Annotated in this window: 19 protein-coding genes; 4 read left to right on the forward strand and 15 right to left on the reverse strand. The window is 35.7% G+C overall.

Annotated features, from left to right (window positions below; translation table 11 throughout):
• Window positions 1–29: 29 nt before the first annotated feature.
• Window positions 30–2,588 carry a Ryanodine receptor Ryr gene (locus AB8U03_RS11850; protein ID WP_369704767.1) on the reverse strand — a complete coding sequence of 853 codons (2,559 nt, stop codon included), beginning with the start codon at window positions 2,586–2,588 and terminating at the stop codon, window positions 30–32.
• A gap of 209 nt (window positions 2,589–2,797) precedes the next feature.
• On the opposite strand from AB8U03_RS11850, the gene AB8U03_RS11855 reads away from it, so the two are divergent.
• Complete coding sequence (locus AB8U03_RS11855) at window positions 2,798–2,968, forward strand: hypothetical protein (protein ID WP_369704768.1); 171 nt, start codon at window positions 2,798–2,800, stop codon at window positions 2,966–2,968.
• Window positions 2,969–3,110: 142 nt separating this feature from the next.
• On the opposite strand, the gene AB8U03_RS11860 is transcribed toward AB8U03_RS11855, so the two are convergent.
• Window positions 3,111–4,310 (reverse strand): Acg family FMN-binding oxidoreductase, encoded by a 1,200-nt coding sequence (locus AB8U03_RS11860; protein ID WP_369704769.1) that lies wholly within the window; start codon window positions 4,308–4,310, stop codon window positions 3,111–3,113.
• A gap of 432 nt (window positions 4,311–4,742) precedes the next feature.
• On the opposite strand from AB8U03_RS11860, the gene AB8U03_RS11865 reads away from it, so the two are divergent.
• From AB8U03_RS11865 to AB8U03_RS11875, 3 genes are all read left to right on the forward strand, one after another.
• Window positions 4,743–5,069 (forward strand): DUF3870 domain-containing protein, encoded by a 327-nt coding sequence (locus AB8U03_RS11865; protein WP_369704770.1) that lies wholly within the window; start codon window positions 4,743–4,745, stop codon window positions 5,067–5,069.
• Window positions 5,070–5,193: 124 nt separating this feature from the next.
• Entirely contained in the window at window positions 5,194–6,270 is a 1,077-nt protein-coding gene (locus tag AB8U03_RS11870) for a dipeptide epimerase (protein ID WP_369704771.1), read from the forward strand.
• 79 nt (window positions 6,271–6,349) lie between these two features.
• On the forward strand, window positions 6,350–7,129 hold the full coding sequence (locus AB8U03_RS11875; protein ID WP_369704772.1) for a serine hydrolase: 780 nt from the start codon (window positions 6,350–6,352) through the stop codon (window positions 7,127–7,129).
• A 208-nt stretch (window positions 7,130–7,337) separates the two neighbouring features.
• Here AB8U03_RS11875 and AB8U03_RS11880 read toward each other — a convergent pair whose 3' ends face one another.
• The 13 genes from AB8U03_RS11880 to cutD form a co-directional block, all read right to left on the reverse strand.
• Window positions 7,338–8,276, reverse strand: a complete 939-nt coding sequence (locus tag AB8U03_RS11880; RefSeq protein WP_369704773.1) for a choline kinase family protein — start codon at window positions 8,274–8,276, stop codon at window positions 7,338–7,340.
• Between the two features lie 233 nt (window positions 8,277–8,509).
• Window positions 8,510–9,649, reverse strand: a complete 1,140-nt coding sequence (locus AB8U03_RS11885; protein ID WP_369704774.1) for a 1-propanol dehydrogenase PduQ — start codon at window positions 9,647–9,649, stop codon at window positions 8,510–8,512.
• A 200-nt stretch (window positions 9,650–9,849) separates the two neighbouring features.
• Window positions 9,850–10,146, reverse strand: a complete 297-nt coding sequence (eutM, locus tag AB8U03_RS11890) for an ethanolamine utilization microcompartment protein EutM (protein ID WP_369704775.1) — start codon at window positions 10,144–10,146, stop codon at window positions 9,850–9,852.
• Window positions 10,147–10,175: 29 nt separating this feature from the next.
• Window positions 10,176–10,469: an ethanolamine utilization microcompartment protein EutM gene (gene eutM / locus AB8U03_RS11895; protein ID WP_369704776.1), complete on the reverse strand. Its 294-nt coding sequence runs from the start codon at window positions 10,467–10,469 to the stop codon at window positions 10,176–10,178.
• 25 nt (window positions 10,470–10,494) lie between these two features.
• Window positions 10,495–11,145 (reverse strand): phosphate propanoyltransferase, encoded by a 651-nt coding sequence (locus tag AB8U03_RS11900; protein WP_369704777.1) that lies wholly within the window; start codon window positions 11,143–11,145, stop codon window positions 10,495–10,497.
• Between the two features lies 1 nt (window position 11,146).
• Window positions 11,147–12,736, reverse strand: a complete 1,590-nt coding sequence (locus tag AB8U03_RS11905; RefSeq protein ID WP_369704778.1) for an acetaldehyde dehydrogenase (acetylating) — start codon at window positions 12,734–12,736, stop codon at window positions 11,147–11,149.
• 66 nt (window positions 12,737–12,802) lie between these two features.
• Window positions 12,803–13,564 carry a BMC domain-containing protein gene (locus AB8U03_RS11910; protein WP_369704779.1) on the reverse strand — a complete coding sequence of 254 codons (762 nt, stop codon included), beginning with the start codon at window positions 13,562–13,564 and terminating at the stop codon, window positions 12,803–12,805.
• Between the two features lie 19 nt (window positions 13,565–13,583).
• The gene (locus AB8U03_RS11915) at window positions 13,584–14,261 is read right to left on the reverse strand and encodes a cupin domain-containing protein (RefSeq protein WP_369704780.1); all 678 of its coding nucleotides are present in this window, start codon (window positions 14,259–14,261) and stop codon (window positions 13,584–13,586) included.
• Window positions 14,262–14,312: 51 nt separating this feature from the next.
• Window positions 14,313–14,576 carry a EutN/CcmL family microcompartment protein gene (locus AB8U03_RS11920; RefSeq protein WP_369704781.1) on the reverse strand — a complete coding sequence of 88 codons (264 nt, stop codon included), beginning with the start codon at window positions 14,574–14,576 and terminating at the stop codon, window positions 14,313–14,315.
• Window positions 14,554–14,874 carry a BMC domain-containing protein gene (locus tag AB8U03_RS11925; protein ID WP_369704782.1) on the reverse strand — a complete coding sequence of 107 codons (321 nt, stop codon included), beginning with the start codon at window positions 14,872–14,874 and terminating at the stop codon, window positions 14,554–14,556. Before AB8U03_RS11925 ends, AB8U03_RS11920 begins: the two co-directional genes overlap by 23 nt.
• A gap of 11 nt (window positions 14,875–14,885) precedes the next feature.
• Window positions 14,886–15,731 carry an ethanolamine utilization protein EutJ gene (gene eutJ / locus AB8U03_RS11930; protein ID WP_369704783.1) on the reverse strand — a complete coding sequence of 282 codons (846 nt, stop codon included), beginning with the start codon at window positions 15,729–15,731 and terminating at the stop codon, window positions 14,886–14,888.
• Window positions 15,713–16,423 (reverse strand): ethanolamine utilization protein, encoded by a 711-nt coding sequence (locus AB8U03_RS11935; protein ID WP_369704784.1) that lies wholly within the window; start codon window positions 16,421–16,423, stop codon window positions 15,713–15,715. Before AB8U03_RS11935 ends, eutJ begins: the two co-directional genes overlap by 19 nt.
• Before the next feature lie 122 nt (window positions 16,424–16,545).
• Complete coding sequence (gene cutD, locus AB8U03_RS11940) at window positions 16,546–17,496, reverse strand: choline TMA-lyase-activating enzyme (protein ID WP_369704785.1); 951 nt, start codon at window positions 17,494–17,496, stop codon at window positions 16,546–16,548.
• Between the last annotated feature and the right edge of the window lie 44 nt (window positions 17,497–17,540).

Consider the following 17,540-nt stretch of genomic DNA (forward strand, 5'->3'; position numbering starts at 1 on the left):
AAGCTCCATTGCATCAAGCCCAATTAATTTTATACAAATTTAAGATGAGATTCACAGTAACATGCAAACTTTAGCCTCTCTATTTTAAAATTCGCATTTGCCAGTATCTTAGGCCAACATTTAACATAATCTATTATTTTATCTTTACTATCATTTGATAGACTGTCCCAGGATGGCATCGAAAAATCAGTTTCCTTTTTTTTCATCAGCCAGTATTCATGTTCATATTTTGCTAGAATATTTAATTCCTTTTCTGTAAATTCAATGATTTCAGGCTTTTCTTTTTCAGATACAGAGATTAGGTCATAGTAAACTTTGTATAGTATATCAGGAATGTGCCTTATATGATCTCTAATGGAGTTTTTTTGACCTTCACTAAGGGCCATCCAGTATTTATCCGGACTTAAATCAACTTCATCTTTGCTTTTGTGAATCATTATATAACTATAATTAAGAGCCACAGAAAGCTGCTCAACTTTTTCATTAAAAAATTCATCCCTCATCAAATGGCGAAAAAACTCATCTTCATCCACATGAAGTCTTAATTGATCCTTAGGAGGTAAATAAGATTGTTCCCATTTTTTTGCATTGGTTAACCTGCTCATTTCCAATATGGCTTCCATAGATCTTGATTCATGTTTATATCTGCTGACTTTCAAAAGTGCCCGCAGTACACCTTTGTCTATCTGTGCTTCTCCTCTTTCATTTATAAGATGTGGTACCTTGTGTTCCAGCAGAGATCTAAGCAGCATGGCTCTACGAATGATGAATAATTGATCCCAACGCTCATCCGTTTGATTTGGTCCTAGAATATTTACGTAACCTCTTAGTCTGCTTATAAAATCCGGACCCTTTGCGCTTTGAAATTCTTTAAAGAATTCTCTATATTCAGTTTTATTCTCAATATCTTCTCCGCAAAATTCTTTAAATGTACTGCTGGTACCTCCTGCAAATACAAAAATAGCTTTTCCAATAGGATGAATAGAATTATCTTCTCTAAATATGCCGTCCTGCATAGGTGCTAAAAAGTATTTTAGCCATCCCAGTTTTTTTTCAAAAGTTGAATCAAATTCATCAAAAAACACTAGAGGAATCTTCCCTACTAAAGAAATATCTCTTATTTTATGAAAGCTTATAATTAAATCCGATAATGTTTGAAATTGAGATAAATTAAAATCTAATTTTTCAATTAAATTTGGAGCTACACAAGACGCAACCTCTGTTACCCCAAAGGATTTTCCAGAACCTGGCGTTCCAAATACAGCAATAGAAAGAGGTCTGACCGTATTTTTAGAAAGAACATATTCGGACATAAGATTTTTAATACTCTTATAAGCTTCAAATTCATCTCTATCAACAGTTTTTAATTTACCAAATTGAGCTATGGGTATATATTCAAGAGCACTTTCTTCACCGTTTTTAACAATATCATAAGCTATTTCAGCCAAATTAGTAGAACTTTTATCTTTGATAATATACCAGCATGACTGACAGTTAGGATTGCTTAAACTAGGCACTTGAACGTCCTGTATATACTCTTTATATATGAAGTCATTTTCTCCTTCACTGAAAATTAAAGGATTAGGAAAAATATTTTCTACGATATTTTTACCAAAGCCATACATAAAGTATTTTTGTGCGGCTGTAATTCCCTCACGTATACCATCATCAATTGATTTGTCAAGAGATCTGTCTTTAAGCTTTCCCAAAGCAACAGATTTTGCAAGTCCAGCAACAAAACAAGAAGTCAGCCCATACATTTTACCTTGAGTTTCTTTTATAAAATCGCCTTCAAATGCATATGTCAAAAAATATAGTTGGGATTTAGCTTCTCCTTTATTTCTATAATAGTATATAGCACCTTCTAGACCTAATGGTACAATTAGGTGATTGCACTTCGACAGAAAAGTAAGAGTCGGGTTATTTTTTATTTGCCAAACAAAATCCAATGCCGTTCTTTCCCATGAAAGATTTTTACTTATGTTAACTTCCTTCGAACGCAGATCATCTCCATTTATAACTACTATAGTGTTTTCCATATGGAACTGTTCTAAATGTTTCCAAAGCTTAGTTGATTTAGAGGGATCATCCATTTTATATATAATCGTTGGATGATTGCCAGGCTCTTTTAAAGCTGAAGGCCAAAATTCTTCATTATTATTAAAACCATTATTTTCATCATCCAGTATAACCATACTGGCATTTTTATCATCATCTATAATAGGAAACAATTGGGGATCATTAAAAAGTATTTCTGTAAATCCTAAAAATTCCTTTACCCTATATACTTTATTTCTGTCTTTATCCTTGGATGTTGCAGGGAAAAGACCTAATTGTATAGTAGAGCTGAGAAGTCCCTTTGGTAAATGGTCTTTAGCATAATCTATTTTAGGAGAAATCACATTGGCTCCTGTAGATAATGCTACGAGTTTAGCTAAAAGTAAAGACTCTCCTTCAACTGTTCTATTATATATATGTGGATACTGCTGCCAATTCAAGTCACTGATATATTCATTGTTGATTTGCCAAAATAATAAGTTTACGCATACATCACCTGATACAACAATATTAAAATCCCTGATTTTCATAGCTGTAACTCCCTCTTTCGTTTATTTATAAAATTCCCCTTAATTATAACCCTATTGATTACTTTGCGTCATCAATGTTTTTTTAATAATTTTATAATTAATCCATACATATCTTCTTAAGTACATCAATTGCGCCTAGAGCCATGTCATCATTGTTGGCAATTACACAATAAGTCTGGAACGAATTATATTTTAATATTGAATATCATTTGCTGCATGATTCCAGTCCATCGGATTATCTGGAAAAAATATATAATGATCCACTGTTTAAGCAGTATCCATTGAATATGCTGTACAAACTAAAGACCACGGAGCAATCTCAAAAACATCATCCGGAAGGACGTTATGATGTAGTATTTTTCTGGCCTTGCCATATTTAAATTTACTCAAAGATTATTTACTTTCTCCTTTCTCACCGTTAAAGCAATTTTAATAAAATTCTTCACTTAAACCACCCTTTCTGATTGGCAATGACCTCCAGTAACCCCTACCTGTCAATAAACATATCATAATATCACAAGTTTATTCTCCCGCAATCAAATTCATCACATCACGCCGCATGCTTTGCGGAACTTCTTTTGTGGGCTTACCCAAGCGAACAAGCATCTGAATAGTGCCTCCATCTGGAACATAGTCATGATGAATGCTGCTATATGGCTCTTTCATTTCGGGGTATTCCTCCAGAACTTGACTTAGCGGCTGCATAACCAATCCCAACCGATGTGCTGTCAGTACCAATTTACTGTAAAGCATACCGCTTTTGATCTGACTGGAACGACTATTGTCCTTTGTAATAATCAGGGCATAGGCCGGTGTGTTATCTACCGATGTCCGGGTAGACTGAATAAACATATCCGATGCAGCTTTTCCGCTGTTCATGGATGGAAAGAGTGTGATCAAGCCCTGTGCAAGGTGCCGCATGATTCCCGAAGTACCCTGCCCCTCAACAGAAAAGCCATAACGATATTTGTTTTTCTGGTACTCATTAGAGCGAAAAATGGTTTCCGATTCCTTCATAACACGACTCACGCCAGCTTCGATGGTGGCTCCCTGCATTGCATAGCCGTTCAGTTTATCCATGTTTTCTCTATCCTGAAAAATTCTTATCGACATATCCGCATCGGCGTTGACACCTTTCAAGTGATTGATCTGTTCAAAAGTTACCTTAGTTGACATATATGCCATCCTGTTTGTATCCGGTAAAAACATGAAATCATAAAGAGGATTGCTTTGAGGACTCGTCTTTGTAATCGTAATTTTTGCCACCGGTTTGATTTTCATGCTTTCCGATAGTTTTTGCTCATTATAACCGCCATCTGGAAACAAGTCTATTGCAGTTTGATACCCTAATTCATCTCCGGCTATATTGACATACTCCAAAAAGGTACCTTGCGTAACCATCATTTGCCGTGCAAAAGGATCTACCTCGCTTGTCAATCGTTCACTGTCAGCGTATAAATAAAATACCATGGGGTTATTCTTGTCGAGCCTGATTTTCCACGGCTGCATGTTATGGCCATTTGAGGACAATAGGCCATGAGCCACAAGGCGTATCCTGGGATCGTGGAATTTTTGCGAGTAGGTCTTCTGCCAGGGATCCAGATACTTTGGTTTTTCAAAAATCCCGCTTATGCCCAGCAGGGATGCAAAAATGATAATAAGTAGTGCTCCAGCACATGAAAATATAATGACCATTGTTTTCTTTACCTTCCGATTACTCATCAATGATTACCTCCTTATAATATCTCATTTACAAAGTATTATAAACCCCTTGTCATAGCTATTCATACATAGAATACATATATCACGTCCTTAAAGAATCCACCTAGTTTATTGTAACCTATTCAGTAGTAGTTATGCTGTTCCGAGTTTGCTCTAAGCAATACTGATTTTTTTGATATATAGAAATGAAGCACTGTAAAACTAACTTGAAAAATAATTTTGCAGCACTTCCCTTTGAATTTAGTTCTCTTTGCTTTTTTCCCAAAAATTCAGATGTCCAGCTGTAAAAAGCTCTGCCGCTTTTGCTTCCCAGATCACCGGATCCAACTTTACATGGAAAACAAATTGACTTCTTTGAATATTTAGTATATTATATATTTATTAATCAACATTGTATCCAAATTTACTTCTTATATAAAGTAAGGTGATTTGATGTATACAGAAAATACAGTATATATAGTGGGTAATGCAAAAACTAATGTTGATAATGCTATTACCATTAGATTCAATTCGTTCTATATAGGTTTTGTGGTAGATTTAAATACAGATAAGATACTTGATTTGAATTCGTCTTCCACATTGAAGGCTACTGATGAATTTATAAGATCCCTTTTAATTAACAGAAGTCTTAAGGTTTTTGATAATGAATTAGAAAGACAGGTAATAAAAAGATATCATGGCTCCTCTCAGAGGGCCATCATTGTAGCTTATAAAGACGGAATTAAAAAATATAATGAAATCAAAAAAAAATATTTTTAATTTTACTGTTTTATTTATGATAAATAAGCTGCCCTTATTTTAAAGTGAATGAAAGCCAGTAAAAGCACTATTAATATTGTGCTTTTACTGGCTTTTTTATATTAATTTACAGGAGGTCATCTTAATGAAAATAAAAGATATAAAAATGAAAAAAATATCCGTTCCACTGAACACACCATTTAGAACTGCACTGCGCACTGTGGAAAGTATAGAAGATATTATAGTGGAAATATACACGGACACAGATAATATTGGTTTTGGAGAAGCTCCACCCACCGGGGTCATAACAGGAGACACAATTGGTGCAATAAAAGGGGCCATAGAAGATCACATAAAGAAGTCCATCATAGGTATGGATATAGAAAACTTTGAAGCTATAATGCAGAAATTAAACAGCTGTATTGTAAAAAATACCAGTGCAAAAGCTGCGGTGGACATAGCACTTTACGATTTATACGGTCAATTGTATAATACACCATTATACAAACTGCTTGGTGGATTTAGAAAAGAAATAACAACCGACATAACTATAAGCGTAAATGAACCTGAGGAAATGGTAAGGGACAGCATAAGTGCCATAAAAAGAGGATATAAAACTTTAAAAATAAAGGTAGGTGAAGATTCAAAAAAAGATCTGGAAAGAATGAAAGCCATAAGACAAGCTGTGGGATATGACATTGCCCTTAGAATAGACGCCAATCAAGGATGGAAACCTAAAGAAGCAGTAAATGTATTAAGAAAGATGGAGGACGCAGATCTTAAGATTGAATTTGTAGAGCAGCCTGTTACAGCACATGATATAGATGGATTGAAATTCGTTACAGACAACATATCCATACCGGTTCTAGCAGATGAAAGTATATTTTCTCCTCTGGATGCTCTAAATATTCTACAGAAGAGAGCCGCGGATCTAATAAATATAAAACTCATGAAAACAGGTGGATTATACAATGCACTAAAGATATGTTCTCTGGCAGAAATATACGGAGTTGAATGTATGATAGGCTGTATGCTGGAAGCAAAAGTAAGTGTAACAGCCGCAGTACACCTGGCCTGTGCAAAAAGCGTAATAACTAAAATAGATTTGGACGGTCCTGTTTTATGCAAGGAGGATCCAATAAAGGGAGGAGCGGTATTTAATGAAAGCAAAATAACGCTTACAGATAAACCGGGACTTGGCATAAAGTCAATACTCTATTAAAATTTTTCAAATTAAATTTTCTATATATACTAAATTCAGGAGGTAAAAAATGAGTACAAAAAATTAGGGGATGGAAAATATGCTGTACGAAAAAATAATGAAGTCAATTGATTTAAAAAAACTTAATTGTGCCTTTATGGTAGAAAATCTTAAAACAGGAGAAAAAATTGCTTACAACGAAAACATAGTAGTACCTTCGGCAAGTCTTATAAAGATACCCATAATGATGGAAATATTGGAACTGGTTAAAAAAAGTGATCTTTCGCTTAATCAGAGAATAACAGTTAAAGATGAGGTTAAAGTACCCTTCAGCATACTTAATCTTTTGGAAAGCGGAAACAGCTATACTTTAAAAGATATAATCACTTTAATGATAATACAAAGTGATAACACTGCTGCAAATATATTGATGGATATTTCAGGTATAAGTAACGTAAATAATTATATTAAAAATCTGGGACTTAAAAATACTGTACTTCAAAGGAAGATGATGGATTCAGATGCAAGAAAAGAAGGCCGGGAAAATAAGACCACTGCCGCTGATATGGTAAAGTTCTTTGAAATCATCTATAAAGGTGTAAAAATTGGCAATCCTTACAGTATCCTAATGAAAAACATATTGATCTCTCAATTGGACAACAGTGTTATGAGACTTTATATTCCAGACGATACCCTTATTGCACATAAGACAGGAGATTTAGATGGAATAAGTCATGATGCAGGCATAGTATATCTTCCCAATACGGATTACATTTTCTGCGGTCTTACATGGAATGCCCCTACTAACAACCTAGCACGGGACACCATTGGAAGAATTTCCAAAATAGTTTACGATCATTTTATAAACCAGAAACAGTAATTTACCTTACCTCTATTTCCGGAACTTTAACCCTTAAGATTGCCACCTATGCCTGCACACTGGAAATAGGTCATGCAATGTTCAGGCATGACCTCTGGATCTTTTAATTTTATATGATAGAACTCTCAATTCACAAAAAAAGGTGTACGTATATCTCCACCCTGATTTTGTTTTTCTCTTTTGCCTAGAGTTTTCAACAACCTGTGCCTTACTCACACCCTTTTACCATATCGGCAATGGAATAATCTGATGAACCTGTAATTATCTTGACATTTTTTTGAAAGCGTTCGTATCTAAAGCAGCAGTAGTCGAGAAAATCGTCACCGCTGTAATGTCTAATCATGGCCCATACCATCCAAAGCAAATCCTGCGCTACCATATAACATTTTATTTTTAATACTTCTGCAGGTGTGGGAAATTTTCCATAGTAGTCCAAAAGAAAATATTGAATTGCCTCTTGGGTTAATCTGGATTCAAGAATATACGCAGCTACATCCCAGCTTGGGTCGTTCATTCCAGAATATTCCCAATCCACAAGGTAAGTTCTGCCATTGTCATCCACCACAAAGTTTTCGGGCACTGTGTCGTTATGACAGGGAACAAAAATTGTATCTTTAATATTTCTTTTCATAAAATCAATCAGTTGTTTTTTAAGTGTAGAATAGTCAAAGAAAAAATCACCATTAAGTTGCTGAATAATATGTTCATATTTATTTAACTCCTTTTGCCAATCAAAAAAATTTGGGAAAAGTTTTGGGTTTGAATGAGTTTTTTTCATAATCTCAGAAACAGCTTTTAAATTTTCAGGATAACATGGACCAACTTGAGTAATGTTTTTACTGTCTTTGATATATGAGGTAATTTTGATTCCACTTATCTCATCAAAATAAATGCACTCAGAATTGATTCCAAGTTCTGAAACAATTTCTTCATTGAGTTTTTCCTTTTTTCTATCAATCATAAGATTAGTCATGGCGCCAGGCTGCCTGATAACATATTCAGTCTCTTTGATATTCATAATATAGTTATAATTGGTAAGTCCACCTGCGGGACGTGATTTATCAAATATTATACTATTATCTTTAAAAACAAGCCGTAACTTTTTTTGCACTAATTCTTCCATTTCCATAAATAATTCACCACTCATATTAAATATATTATTTAGCTATCAAAACCCAAACATTTGCTGGGAATTCTAATTATAGTTCACTGAGAGAATATTATAACAAGAATATTTCCAAACATCAACCTATTACAGCTGAAATATAAAATATGGAACATCAAATTAAATATTTTTAAATATAAAATAACAGAGTGTCGACAAAGTCAACACTCTTATTCTAAACAAATTAACCTGTTCAAAATGAATATGGATGCTTATTAATAACAATTTCGATAAATGCTTACTAATTCTTCTTTAGAAGCTTCCCTCGGATTAGTTGGGGTGCATCTGTCACCCATTGCCGTTTCAGCCATATGCTCAATCGTCTCTTCAAACTTATTCTGCTCAATTCCAAGAGCACGAATATTATCTTCAACACCAAGGGATTTTTTCAAATCAGTTACAGCCTGCATAAAACTTACAGCCCCTTCACGAACTGTTCTAGCTGGGAGCTGCAGAACTGATGCAAGTTTTGCGTATCTTTCAGCAATGGGATTGTTAATATTTCCACATAAATTTCCATTGTATTTCATTACCTCATTGAGTAATAATGCATTGGATCTTCCGTGGGAAATGTGAAAAGCTCCTCCTAAAGCGTGAGCCAAGCTATGATTAATTCCTAAACCTGCATTTGTGAATGCCATCCCTGCCATGCATGAAGCATTTTGAATATGATTTCGAGCCTCAGAGTCACCTGCATCCTTGTAAAGTCTTTCAATATTCTCAAAAACTAATTTTACTGCTTTTTCTGCAAGTGCATCTGTAAAATCTGTTGCATTTGTAGAAACATAAGCCTCAATACCATGAACCAGAACATCTAGTCCTGTATCAACCATTACACGCTGAGGAACATGCTGAATGCAAGTGGAATCAAGTATTGCTACATCCGGTGCAATAAAATCATCTACAATGCACACCTTTTCTCCTTTTGAAGTAATAACAGTAAAATCTGTCACTTCTGAACCCGTTCCACTTGTAGAAGGAATTGCAATAAATAAAGGTTTTTTCATTTTCTGTCCTGCTGAATTTGCCAAATTCCATGCAAAATATAAAATTCCCTTTGCAGTATCTATAGTAGAACCTCCGCCTATTGCAACAATAACATCCGCATTGCTTTCTGCATACAGTTTCATAGCATCTGCAATAACCTGTACATCTGGATCAGGACGCACTCCAGTAAAAACCACTGAATCCAATCCAGCATTTTTAAGATAATCCTTTGTTTTTTGAAGATATCCCAGCTTTTCTATAACAGAATCAGAAACAATAAATGCTCGAGAACCCTTAACCTTCTCTAAAAGCTGCAAAGATTGTTCATTAAAATAAATCTTGGATTTTAGTCCAAACTTGTTCTCCATTATTTTCCTCCCGTATCTTTTGTTATTAAAGTAATTTTATTGCACATTTTCATCTAATAAAAAGGAACGTACCTTGATTTGATTCACACAAATCTAGATACGTTCCTTAAAATATTATTTTAAATATATCACTATTAAGATAACATATCTGACTAACTATAAAGTCATTTTGTATGTTGGTTTAACTGACAAATTGCAGCCTACTCTTCTTCAATAGGCTTTTGAACCTTAGGAAGAATAGTTTCAACTTCAACATGTGGACGTGGTATTACATGAACGGAGATAAGTTCTCCAACACGCTGTGCTGCTGCTGCTCCTGCATCAGTTGCTGCCTTTACAGCTCCTACGTCTCCTCTTACCATTACTGTTACAAGTCCTCCACCTACAAGTTCCTTGCCAATAAGGTTCACATTAGCTGCTTTAACCATTGCATCTGCTGCCTCTATAGAACCTACCAGACCTTTTGTTTCAATCATTCCCAATGCATCATATTTCATTTTTTATTTCCTCCTAAATTTTATATAGTCTATTTTTCATCTTCCTTTGAAATTTTAGGGAGAATAGTCTCAACGTCCATATGTGGACGTGGTATTACATGAACGGAGATAAGTTCTCCAACACGCTGTGCTGCTGCTGCTCCTGCATCAGTTGCTGCCTTTACAGCTCCTACGTCTCCTCTTACCATTACTGTTACAAGTCCTGCGCCTATATGTTCTTTTCCAATTAAATAAACATTAGCTGCCTTGACCATGGCATCTGCTGCCTCTATAGAACCTACCAGACCTCTTGTTTCAATCATTCCCAATGCATCATATTTCATTTTTTATTTCTCCTTTCTTATATAACTACTTTATTATTGTAATTTTTGATACGTTACTTATTTCCATTGCATTTGCCTCTTCAGTATCAACATGACATTCTAAAGCAGAAGTATCATTTGACCTAATAGCTACATTGTTATAAATACCACCACGTGGTCCATCAACTTTAATGCTGACTATCTGTCCATCACTTACATTGAAATGGCGAGCATCTTCAGGTGTCATATGGATATGTCTTTGTGCAACAATGAGACCTTCTTTTATCTGAACGGATCCCTTTGGCCCAACTATAGTGATTCCAGGTGTGCCGTTTAAATCTCCTGACATTTTAACCTGTGAAATTGTTCCTAATTTAAAGGAATCCCCTCTTAAAATTTCCACCTGTGTCTTACTGCGTAAAGGTCCAAGAATTCTAATTTTTTCAATTGCACCTTTTGCTCCGCAAATTGTTAATGTTTCCTTACACGCATACTGTCCAGGCTGCTTTAAATCTTTGATTTTTGTCAGCTTACACCCTTCTCCGAACAAACTGTTAAAATCTGCTTGTGAGAGATGGATATGACGATTTGAAACTCCCACTGGAATTTCATACCTATCTTCTTTAGCCCCTTCAGAAGGCAAATTATCTTTCATAGCCTCCAGTAAAAGCTTCAGGACAGCTTCATACTTCTCCATTTTATTTAACTCCCTTCATTGCAGCTACTAATTCACTTACCAGTTTTGCAAGTTTTTCATTATTATCATTGTTATCTGGAACAGGATTTGTACCATAGCAATCTGCATCGTAGTTAACTTTGCTGTCACAATTACATTTTGCTACATATGAAGCAGGGCTTGTTGAATAACATCCTGCACCATTTCCTCCCGAAACTTCAGGATGGTTGAATGTTGGATCATCTGCTGCCAATGTACTGCAGTTCTTTATTCCATATGCCACTCTCTTTATGTTTATAAGGTGCATCGGGCTTACATTCTCAGAAACTGAACTTCCTCCCCATGTACCACAACCTAATGTGAATGAAGGCAGAAGTCCTGTGCTTGCTCCTGTTCCTCCCTGGCTTCCACCTGTATTTACAAGAATCCTTGATGCTGGTTTCCCTGCAAACTTCATTACCATGCTTCTGTCATTTGTATGAATGTTCATTGTATGTCCAAGTCCGTTCTGAAGCAGTTTCTTGCTCAGTTCACATGCTTCATGCCAGTCTTTTACTGTATAGAATGCAAGTACTGTTGTAAGTTTCTCGTAGGATAGTGGATATCCATCTCCTACTCCATCTTGTTTTCCTATTAAAACTTTTGTTCCTTCTGGTATTGATATTCCTGCTCCTGCTGCAATAACCTGCGGTGATCTTCCAACAAATTTTGCACTCATGCTGTGTCCGCCATTCTTAAAAAGTAAATTGCATACTTTTTTAGTTTCTTCAGTTGTCATGAAATATCCGCCCTGTTTCTTAAATTCTGCAACTATTTTATCATAATTGCACTCTTCTGCAATTACAGACTGCTCTGATGCACAGATTGTCCCATAATCGAAACTCTTGCTGGCTATAATATCTTTAACAGATTGATGTACATCTGCTGTCTTTTCTATATAAGATGGTGAGTTTCCTGCTCCAACTCCCAGTGCAGGCTTTCCTGAACTGTATGCAGCTCTTACCATTCCAGGTCCTCCTGTTGCTATTATCATTGCCACTTCTTTGCTCTTCATAAGCTCATTTGTAGCTTCCATGGATGGTGTTGTCACACTTCCTATGATATTTGCCGGAGCTCCCGCCTCTATTGCTGCATCTCTCATAAGCTCTATTGCCTTTGTTGTACACTTTAATGCAGCTGGATGTGGTGAAAATACAATTGCATTTCGTGATTTAATTGCAATTATTGATTTGAAAATAGCTGTAGATGTTGGATTTGTGGAAGGTACTATACCCATTACCAAACCAACTGGTTCAGCAATTTCTATTACCTTTTCAGCTGTATCCTCTTTTATTACTCCTATTGTCTTCATATCCTTAGTCGCATTATATACGCAGGTTGAAGCCATATGGTTTTTATAAGTCTTATCCTCAACTTTTCCAAATCCTGTTTCTTCTACGGCCATCTTTGCCAGTGAAACTGCATTTTCCTCTGCTACTCTCACCATGTTGCATAAAATTTTATCGATTTGTTCTTCAGTATATTCTGCAATCCGATCTGCCGCAATTTTTCCCAAACGTGCCAGATTTCTTGCTTCCTGTACAGAACGTAGATCATAATCAATATTTTCCAACTGTAATCCCTCCATTGTTCTTATCTATTGTTTTCATAATATATTTTTAATTTTTTTATAACCTTGTTAATTATATCCGTAGAATTTCTTGAATTCTGTAATCAGCAATTGCTTTCCCGCTTTAGAAATGGACCTTCCCTTGATACCAAAGTTCCTATATTTACGAGCAAGATTTCTAAGTTCTATAACCTTTAATTTGCTTAAAAGCTTAATAGTATTTTCTAATCCGCATTCAGACAGGATCTTGTCTACATCTTTTCTATTATGCAGTTTACTCAAATCCATTTCTAAAGAAGGGGTCGTATCCCCTGATAGTACTACTTCATCATTTTCGAAACTTTCCACTGCTGCATCTTCAGCTTGGAAAGCTTGTTCTTTAATAACTTCAACAGGAGCTTCTGCAGTTTCCTCTTTGACAACTTCAGAAGGAACCTTCACAGCTTCTTCTTCAATAACTTTAGCAGGGGCTTCTGCAGTTTCTTCCTTAATAATTTCAGCTGCTGATTCTATTTCTGCTGAAGCAGCGGTTGGAATATCCATATCTTTCAGTAATTTTGACGATATAATAGTGTCTTCTAAATACTCATGTGGACGGGGAATAACATGCTGTGAAATCAGTAGTGTGCTATTTAACATTCCAACTGCCGCTGCACCAGCCTCTACAGCTGCTTTTACCGCAGCTACATCACCAGTTACAGCAATCGAAACAAGACCTCCGCCTACATACATCTTTTCCAAAATATTAACATCTGCCGCTTTAAGCATGGCATCTGCACTCTCAATAGCTGCAACAAGTCCTTTTGTTTCGATTAACCCAAGTGCCTGCATCGCCTAATCCTCCTTACTTCTAACTTACAAGATCAGCCCAGTTAGCTGGATATGTAGCATAAAATAACTTAACCTTGTCAGGAGATCCCCAAATTACTTTAGATCCTGATGGCACACAAAGTACATCACCTGGATGTGCAGTAAAGGTCTTTCCATTAATGGTAACTGTCAAAGTGCCTTCAATAACATAATCAATTTCCTCATAAGTCAGTTCCCAGTCAAAGTCTGAGTGATCAATTGTCAGAAACCCTGCACTCATGGAGGCATCATCCTTGCTTATCAATTCCTGATAAAATACTTTGGCGCTTGGATTTCCCGTATCAAATACATCCATTTTTACTGAATTTCCACGAACCAGCTTCAAACCACTGCCGTCAGTTTCACAAACATATGGCTTATTGGAAAGCAAATCAATCATTTGTCCAAAAAGGCCCTTATCCTTCAAGATTTTAACCAGTTTATAAATAATATCACTGTCAATTCCATCATTACTGCAAACCTTTGTCAGTTCAGAAACTTTTTCTTCACAGGAATTCTTTGATTCACAAATCTTGGTTTCTGTAGAAAATTCTATTCCATAAGCCTTTGCTGCATCTCTAGCTGATGGTGTAATAATTCCATCAGTCTCAATATAAATTACTTTTTGTCCTTGATTTGCTGCTGTTTCTACATCTTTTGCACAAATTAATTTTTTCATTTCTTCACATCCTTTCATTTAAAGAAGAGCTGCTGTCATATCCGGGTGAATTTATTCAAAATTACAATCCTCATCAATTATTCCTATAACAGCTGCATCAACTGGAATGTCATCATTGCCCAGCATTCTTCGAGCTGACGATCCAGTGCACACAATAACCCTGTCTCCAATACCTGCACTGATGATATCTGCTACAATCAAATGCTGTCCTGCTCCAGTACCGCCAATTATTTCTGCCAGCATAAATTTCAGTCCATTTAATGATTCTGCTTTTCTCGTAGCCCATACATTATCAATCAGTCTTGCTATTAACATAAGTCTTTCTCCTTTTTAAATTACACTTAATCTCATAAATTGCTGATTCCACAGATGCCGTATCTCCAAAAATGGCAATCATTATCATGTTTTGCGGACAGCTTCCCCTTACATCTTTAACAGTGACGCCAACTGCTTTCTCAGCAATATCAGCCGCACAAATCATCTCTATCATCATGCCCTGCACGAGACCAACTGCATCAGCACAGATGGAAGTTTTATCCGTGCCATTTGCCATACGCCTCATCAGCATATCTATAGTGCCTTTTGAAGGAGATTTAATAATTCTAAACTCCATAGTTCTCTCTCCTATCCTATGCTTTCTTGTGTACAGCTAAGTGCTATACCCAAAGGAGTTACAAACATTGGATTTTTAGGTTTGTGAGTAAAAATACCAGTTCTCTTCTCTATAATTTTTTCAATACCACCCAGGCAGCATGTTCCTCCAACCAGGGATATTTCCTGAACATTATAGCCTTTAATATGTTGATTTATGATAGATGAAATTTTTTCAACTACAGGTCTTAATATAGGAAGTAATTCCTTGTGATTTTCAGGATTACGTTTATACAACTCTGCTTCCGAAAAAGGCATCTTATATGCACCTGAGATAACCAATGAAAATTGAGTACCTCCCGTTGGTTCATCCGCTATATAAACAACCTTTCCATCCTTCAAAATTGAAATTCCAGTAGTACCACCACCAATATCAACTACTGCTCCATCCTTGATTTTGAGGACTTTATTTGCAGCAGTAGGTTCATCCAGCACATTTGTCAATTCAAAACCAGCAGCCTGAACCACGTTTTTAACAGCTCCTGAATCCAGTTCATCTGTTCCCGGAGGAATTGCTGCAGCTCCATAAATCAGTTCTTTTCCAAGTTTTTCTTCAATTTCATGTTTCATTTCTCTCACAATATTAATTGCACCAATATAATCTACAACCATTCCATCTCGGACTACATCAGCATATCTGTAGGCCCCTGCCACCGGTTTATAGTTTTCATCTAAAACTGCTAATACAACACATGCAGTACCCAAATCAACTCCTGTATAATAAACAGAAGAGTTACCTACAATGGGATGTTCCACTACATGTTCAAAATCTTTTACAAACCTATCACAGAATTCAAAGGTTAAATTTCTCTTTGACATTTTTTACCTCCAATAATTGAACAAATCATTTGGGATAAGCTATTAATAACCTGATTAATCTTCCCTACAACATCTTTATACAGTTCACTCTTATAATCACCCTCAACCGTTTCTAAAACAGCTGGTTCAATTTCTCTAAGGGCACAGCGAAGTCTATGCAAAATCAAAATTTCTCTTCCCTTTTCCAGCTGCACATGAAACTCTGTAATTTCAAAGCAATCATCTACATTAGAGGAAAAATTATCAGTATTTATTCCAGTACATCCATTGCAGCAAAGGTTTCCTGTAGATCCTTTTCCCTTCATAGCATTTTTAATATTAGTAAATTGCTTTCCTAAATTAATAACGTTCTGTGCCAAAAAAACATCCCTGCCCAAAAGCTCTTCTTCAGTTATAAGAAATAATGCTTCCATTGACCCCATTTTGCTGTAAAGTTTTTTCATTCTCCAGTCATTCTGCTTATTAATAGATTCGGATTTATGCTCTTCAATAGGATGTAACTTTTCATCTTCAGTATTCTTTTTTACAGTTTTTCTATTTGTGTAAGAGCTCTTGCCAAATATATTTATTCCTTTATCCGCCAAAAATTGACGTGCTCCTGGCGTAAGCCTTGTCCCTGATTCTGCTTTGTAATCTGTAAAAGGTTCTTTTCTATATAAATCCCTCAAGTCAATTTCGGTAATAAATTTCATTTTAATCCCCCTTTACTTCTCTTTTAGAAACAAACATCTCTTTAAAATACCCATGCCTGCCCTGCTAGGAACACTAGTATTATGTTTTCTTTGTATATATTCTCTAATATAGTGACCACTTATCAATGTTTCACAACTGCAACAGGAAATTCATATTTCTTTATCCAGCTTTCAATTCTGTTCAATTGATCATTACTAAGGCTGGGATCACCTTCTATTGGATACTCCTTATCCAACTGTGAATATTTATTTACACCTAATTTATGATAAGGAAGCAAATCTATACCCTTAAAATTTTTGTAATCACGAAAAGGCTTCAAAAAATCAATTACACTTTCAATCTCATGCTGGCTGTCATTTATGCCTTTCAGCAGCGGCATTCTAACCTTAACATTATATCTTTTACGGAGAAGTTCTTTTAAATTATTTAAAATTCGTTCATTGTGAACTCCAGTAAGCTCATAATGTCTTTGAGAGTCCACATGTTTTATATCAAAGAGAAATAGATCTACAAATTCAGCCATCTTAAGTATGGTCTCCAATTTTGTATATCCACAGGTTTCAATAGCTGTATTAATTCCCTCCTGCTTGCACATCATAAGTAAATTAGTTGCAAATTCCGATTGCATTGTTACCTCACCGCCGCCTAGAGTAACACCTCCACCGGAAACATCATAAAATTCTCTGTCTTCTTCTATGATTTCCATTACTTCAGAAACAGTTTTTACCTCTCCCATAATTGATAATGCAGACTCTGGACAAACTTCCTGACATTTACGGCATCCCAGACAATCAATTTTACGATTGATTTCATGCTTCATGTCCCTTGAAATACCATGTATTCCAACTGGACAAACAGAAACGCAGGCACCGCAGTTAACACATGAGTTACTTTTAAACATAACTTGATATTTTCGTTCCAGCCCCTCCGGATTGGCACACCATCTGCAACGCAATGGACATCCCTTAAAGAACACTAACGTTCGTACACCCGGCCCATCATACATATTGTATTTTTGCACATTAAAAATGAATGCTTTTCTTTCAATTATTGCTCCCTTAGTATCACTCATACCAACCAATCTCCTGTTTGATTCATTTTCCATATCCAAATAAA

This window comes from Clostridium moutaii (genome assembly GCF_041205085.1).
Lineage (GTDB): Bacteria > Bacillota > Clostridia > Clostridiales > Clostridiaceae > Clostridium_B > Clostridium_B moutaii.

What these genes read in the sequence shown, in the direction of transcription:
- AB8U03_RS11915 (WP_369704780.1), bottom strand. Translation starts at nt 14,261, where the DNA reads ATGAAAAAATTAATTTGTGCAAAAGATGTAGAAACAGCAGCAAATCAA.
- eutM (WP_369704775.1), bottom strand. Translation starts at nt 10,146, where the DNA reads ATGAAATATGATGCATTGGGAATGATTGAAACAAAAGGTCTGGTAGGT.
- AB8U03_RS11870 (WP_369704771.1), top strand. Translation starts at nt 5,194, where the DNA reads ATGAAAATAAAAGATATAAAAATGAAAAAAATATCCGTTCCACTGAAC.
- AB8U03_RS11880 (WP_369704773.1), bottom strand. Translation starts at nt 8,276, where the DNA reads ATGAGTGGTGAATTATTTATGGAAATGGAAGAATTAGTGCAAAAAAAG.
- AB8U03_RS11910 (WP_369704779.1), bottom strand. Translation starts at nt 13,564, where the DNA reads ATGCAGGCACTTGGGTTAATCGAAACAAAAGGACTTGTTGCAGCTATT.
- AB8U03_RS11850 (WP_369704767.1), bottom strand. Translation starts at nt 2,588, where the DNA reads ATGAAAATCAGGGATTTTAATATTGTTGTATCAGGTGATGTATGCGTA.
- eutJ (WP_369704783.1), bottom strand. Translation starts at nt 15,731, where the DNA reads ATGTCAAAGAGAAATTTAACCTTTGAATTCTGTGATAGGTTTGTAAAA.
- AB8U03_RS11935 (WP_369704784.1), bottom strand. Translation starts at nt 16,423, where the DNA reads ATGAAATTTATTACCGAAATTGACTTGAGGGATTTATATAGAAAAGAA.
- AB8U03_RS11860 (WP_369704769.1), bottom strand. Translation starts at nt 4,310, where the DNA reads ATGAGTAATCGGAAGGTAAAGAAAACAATGGTCATTATATTTTCATGT.
- AB8U03_RS11875 (WP_369704772.1), top strand. Translation starts at nt 6,350, where the DNA reads ATGCTGTACGAAAAAATAATGAAGTCAATTGATTTAAAAAAACTTAAT.
- eutM (WP_369704776.1), bottom strand. Translation starts at nt 10,469, where the DNA reads ATGAAATATGATGCATTGGGAATGATTGAAACAAGAGGTCTGGTAGGT.
- cutD (WP_369704785.1), bottom strand. Translation starts at nt 17,496, where the DNA reads ATGAGTGATACTAAGGGAGCAATAATTGAAAGAAAAGCATTCATTTTT.
- AB8U03_RS11885 (WP_369704774.1), bottom strand. Translation starts at nt 9,649, where the DNA reads ATGGAGAACAAGTTTGGACTAAAATCCAAGATTTATTTTAATGAACAA.
- AB8U03_RS11925 (WP_369704782.1), bottom strand. Translation starts at nt 14,874, where the DNA reads ATGGAGTTTAGAATTATTAAATCTCCTTCAAAAGGCACTATAGATATG.
- AB8U03_RS11865 (WP_369704770.1), top strand. Translation starts at nt 4,743, where the DNA reads ATGTATACAGAAAATACAGTATATATAGTGGGTAATGCAAAAACTAAT.
- AB8U03_RS11900 (WP_369704777.1), bottom strand. Translation starts at nt 11,145, where the DNA reads ATGGAGAAGTATGAAGCTGTCCTGAAGCTTTTACTGGAGGCTATGAAA.
- AB8U03_RS11920 (WP_369704781.1), bottom strand. Translation starts at nt 14,576, where the DNA reads ATGTTAATAGCAAGACTGATTGATAATGTATGGGCTACGAGAAAAGCA.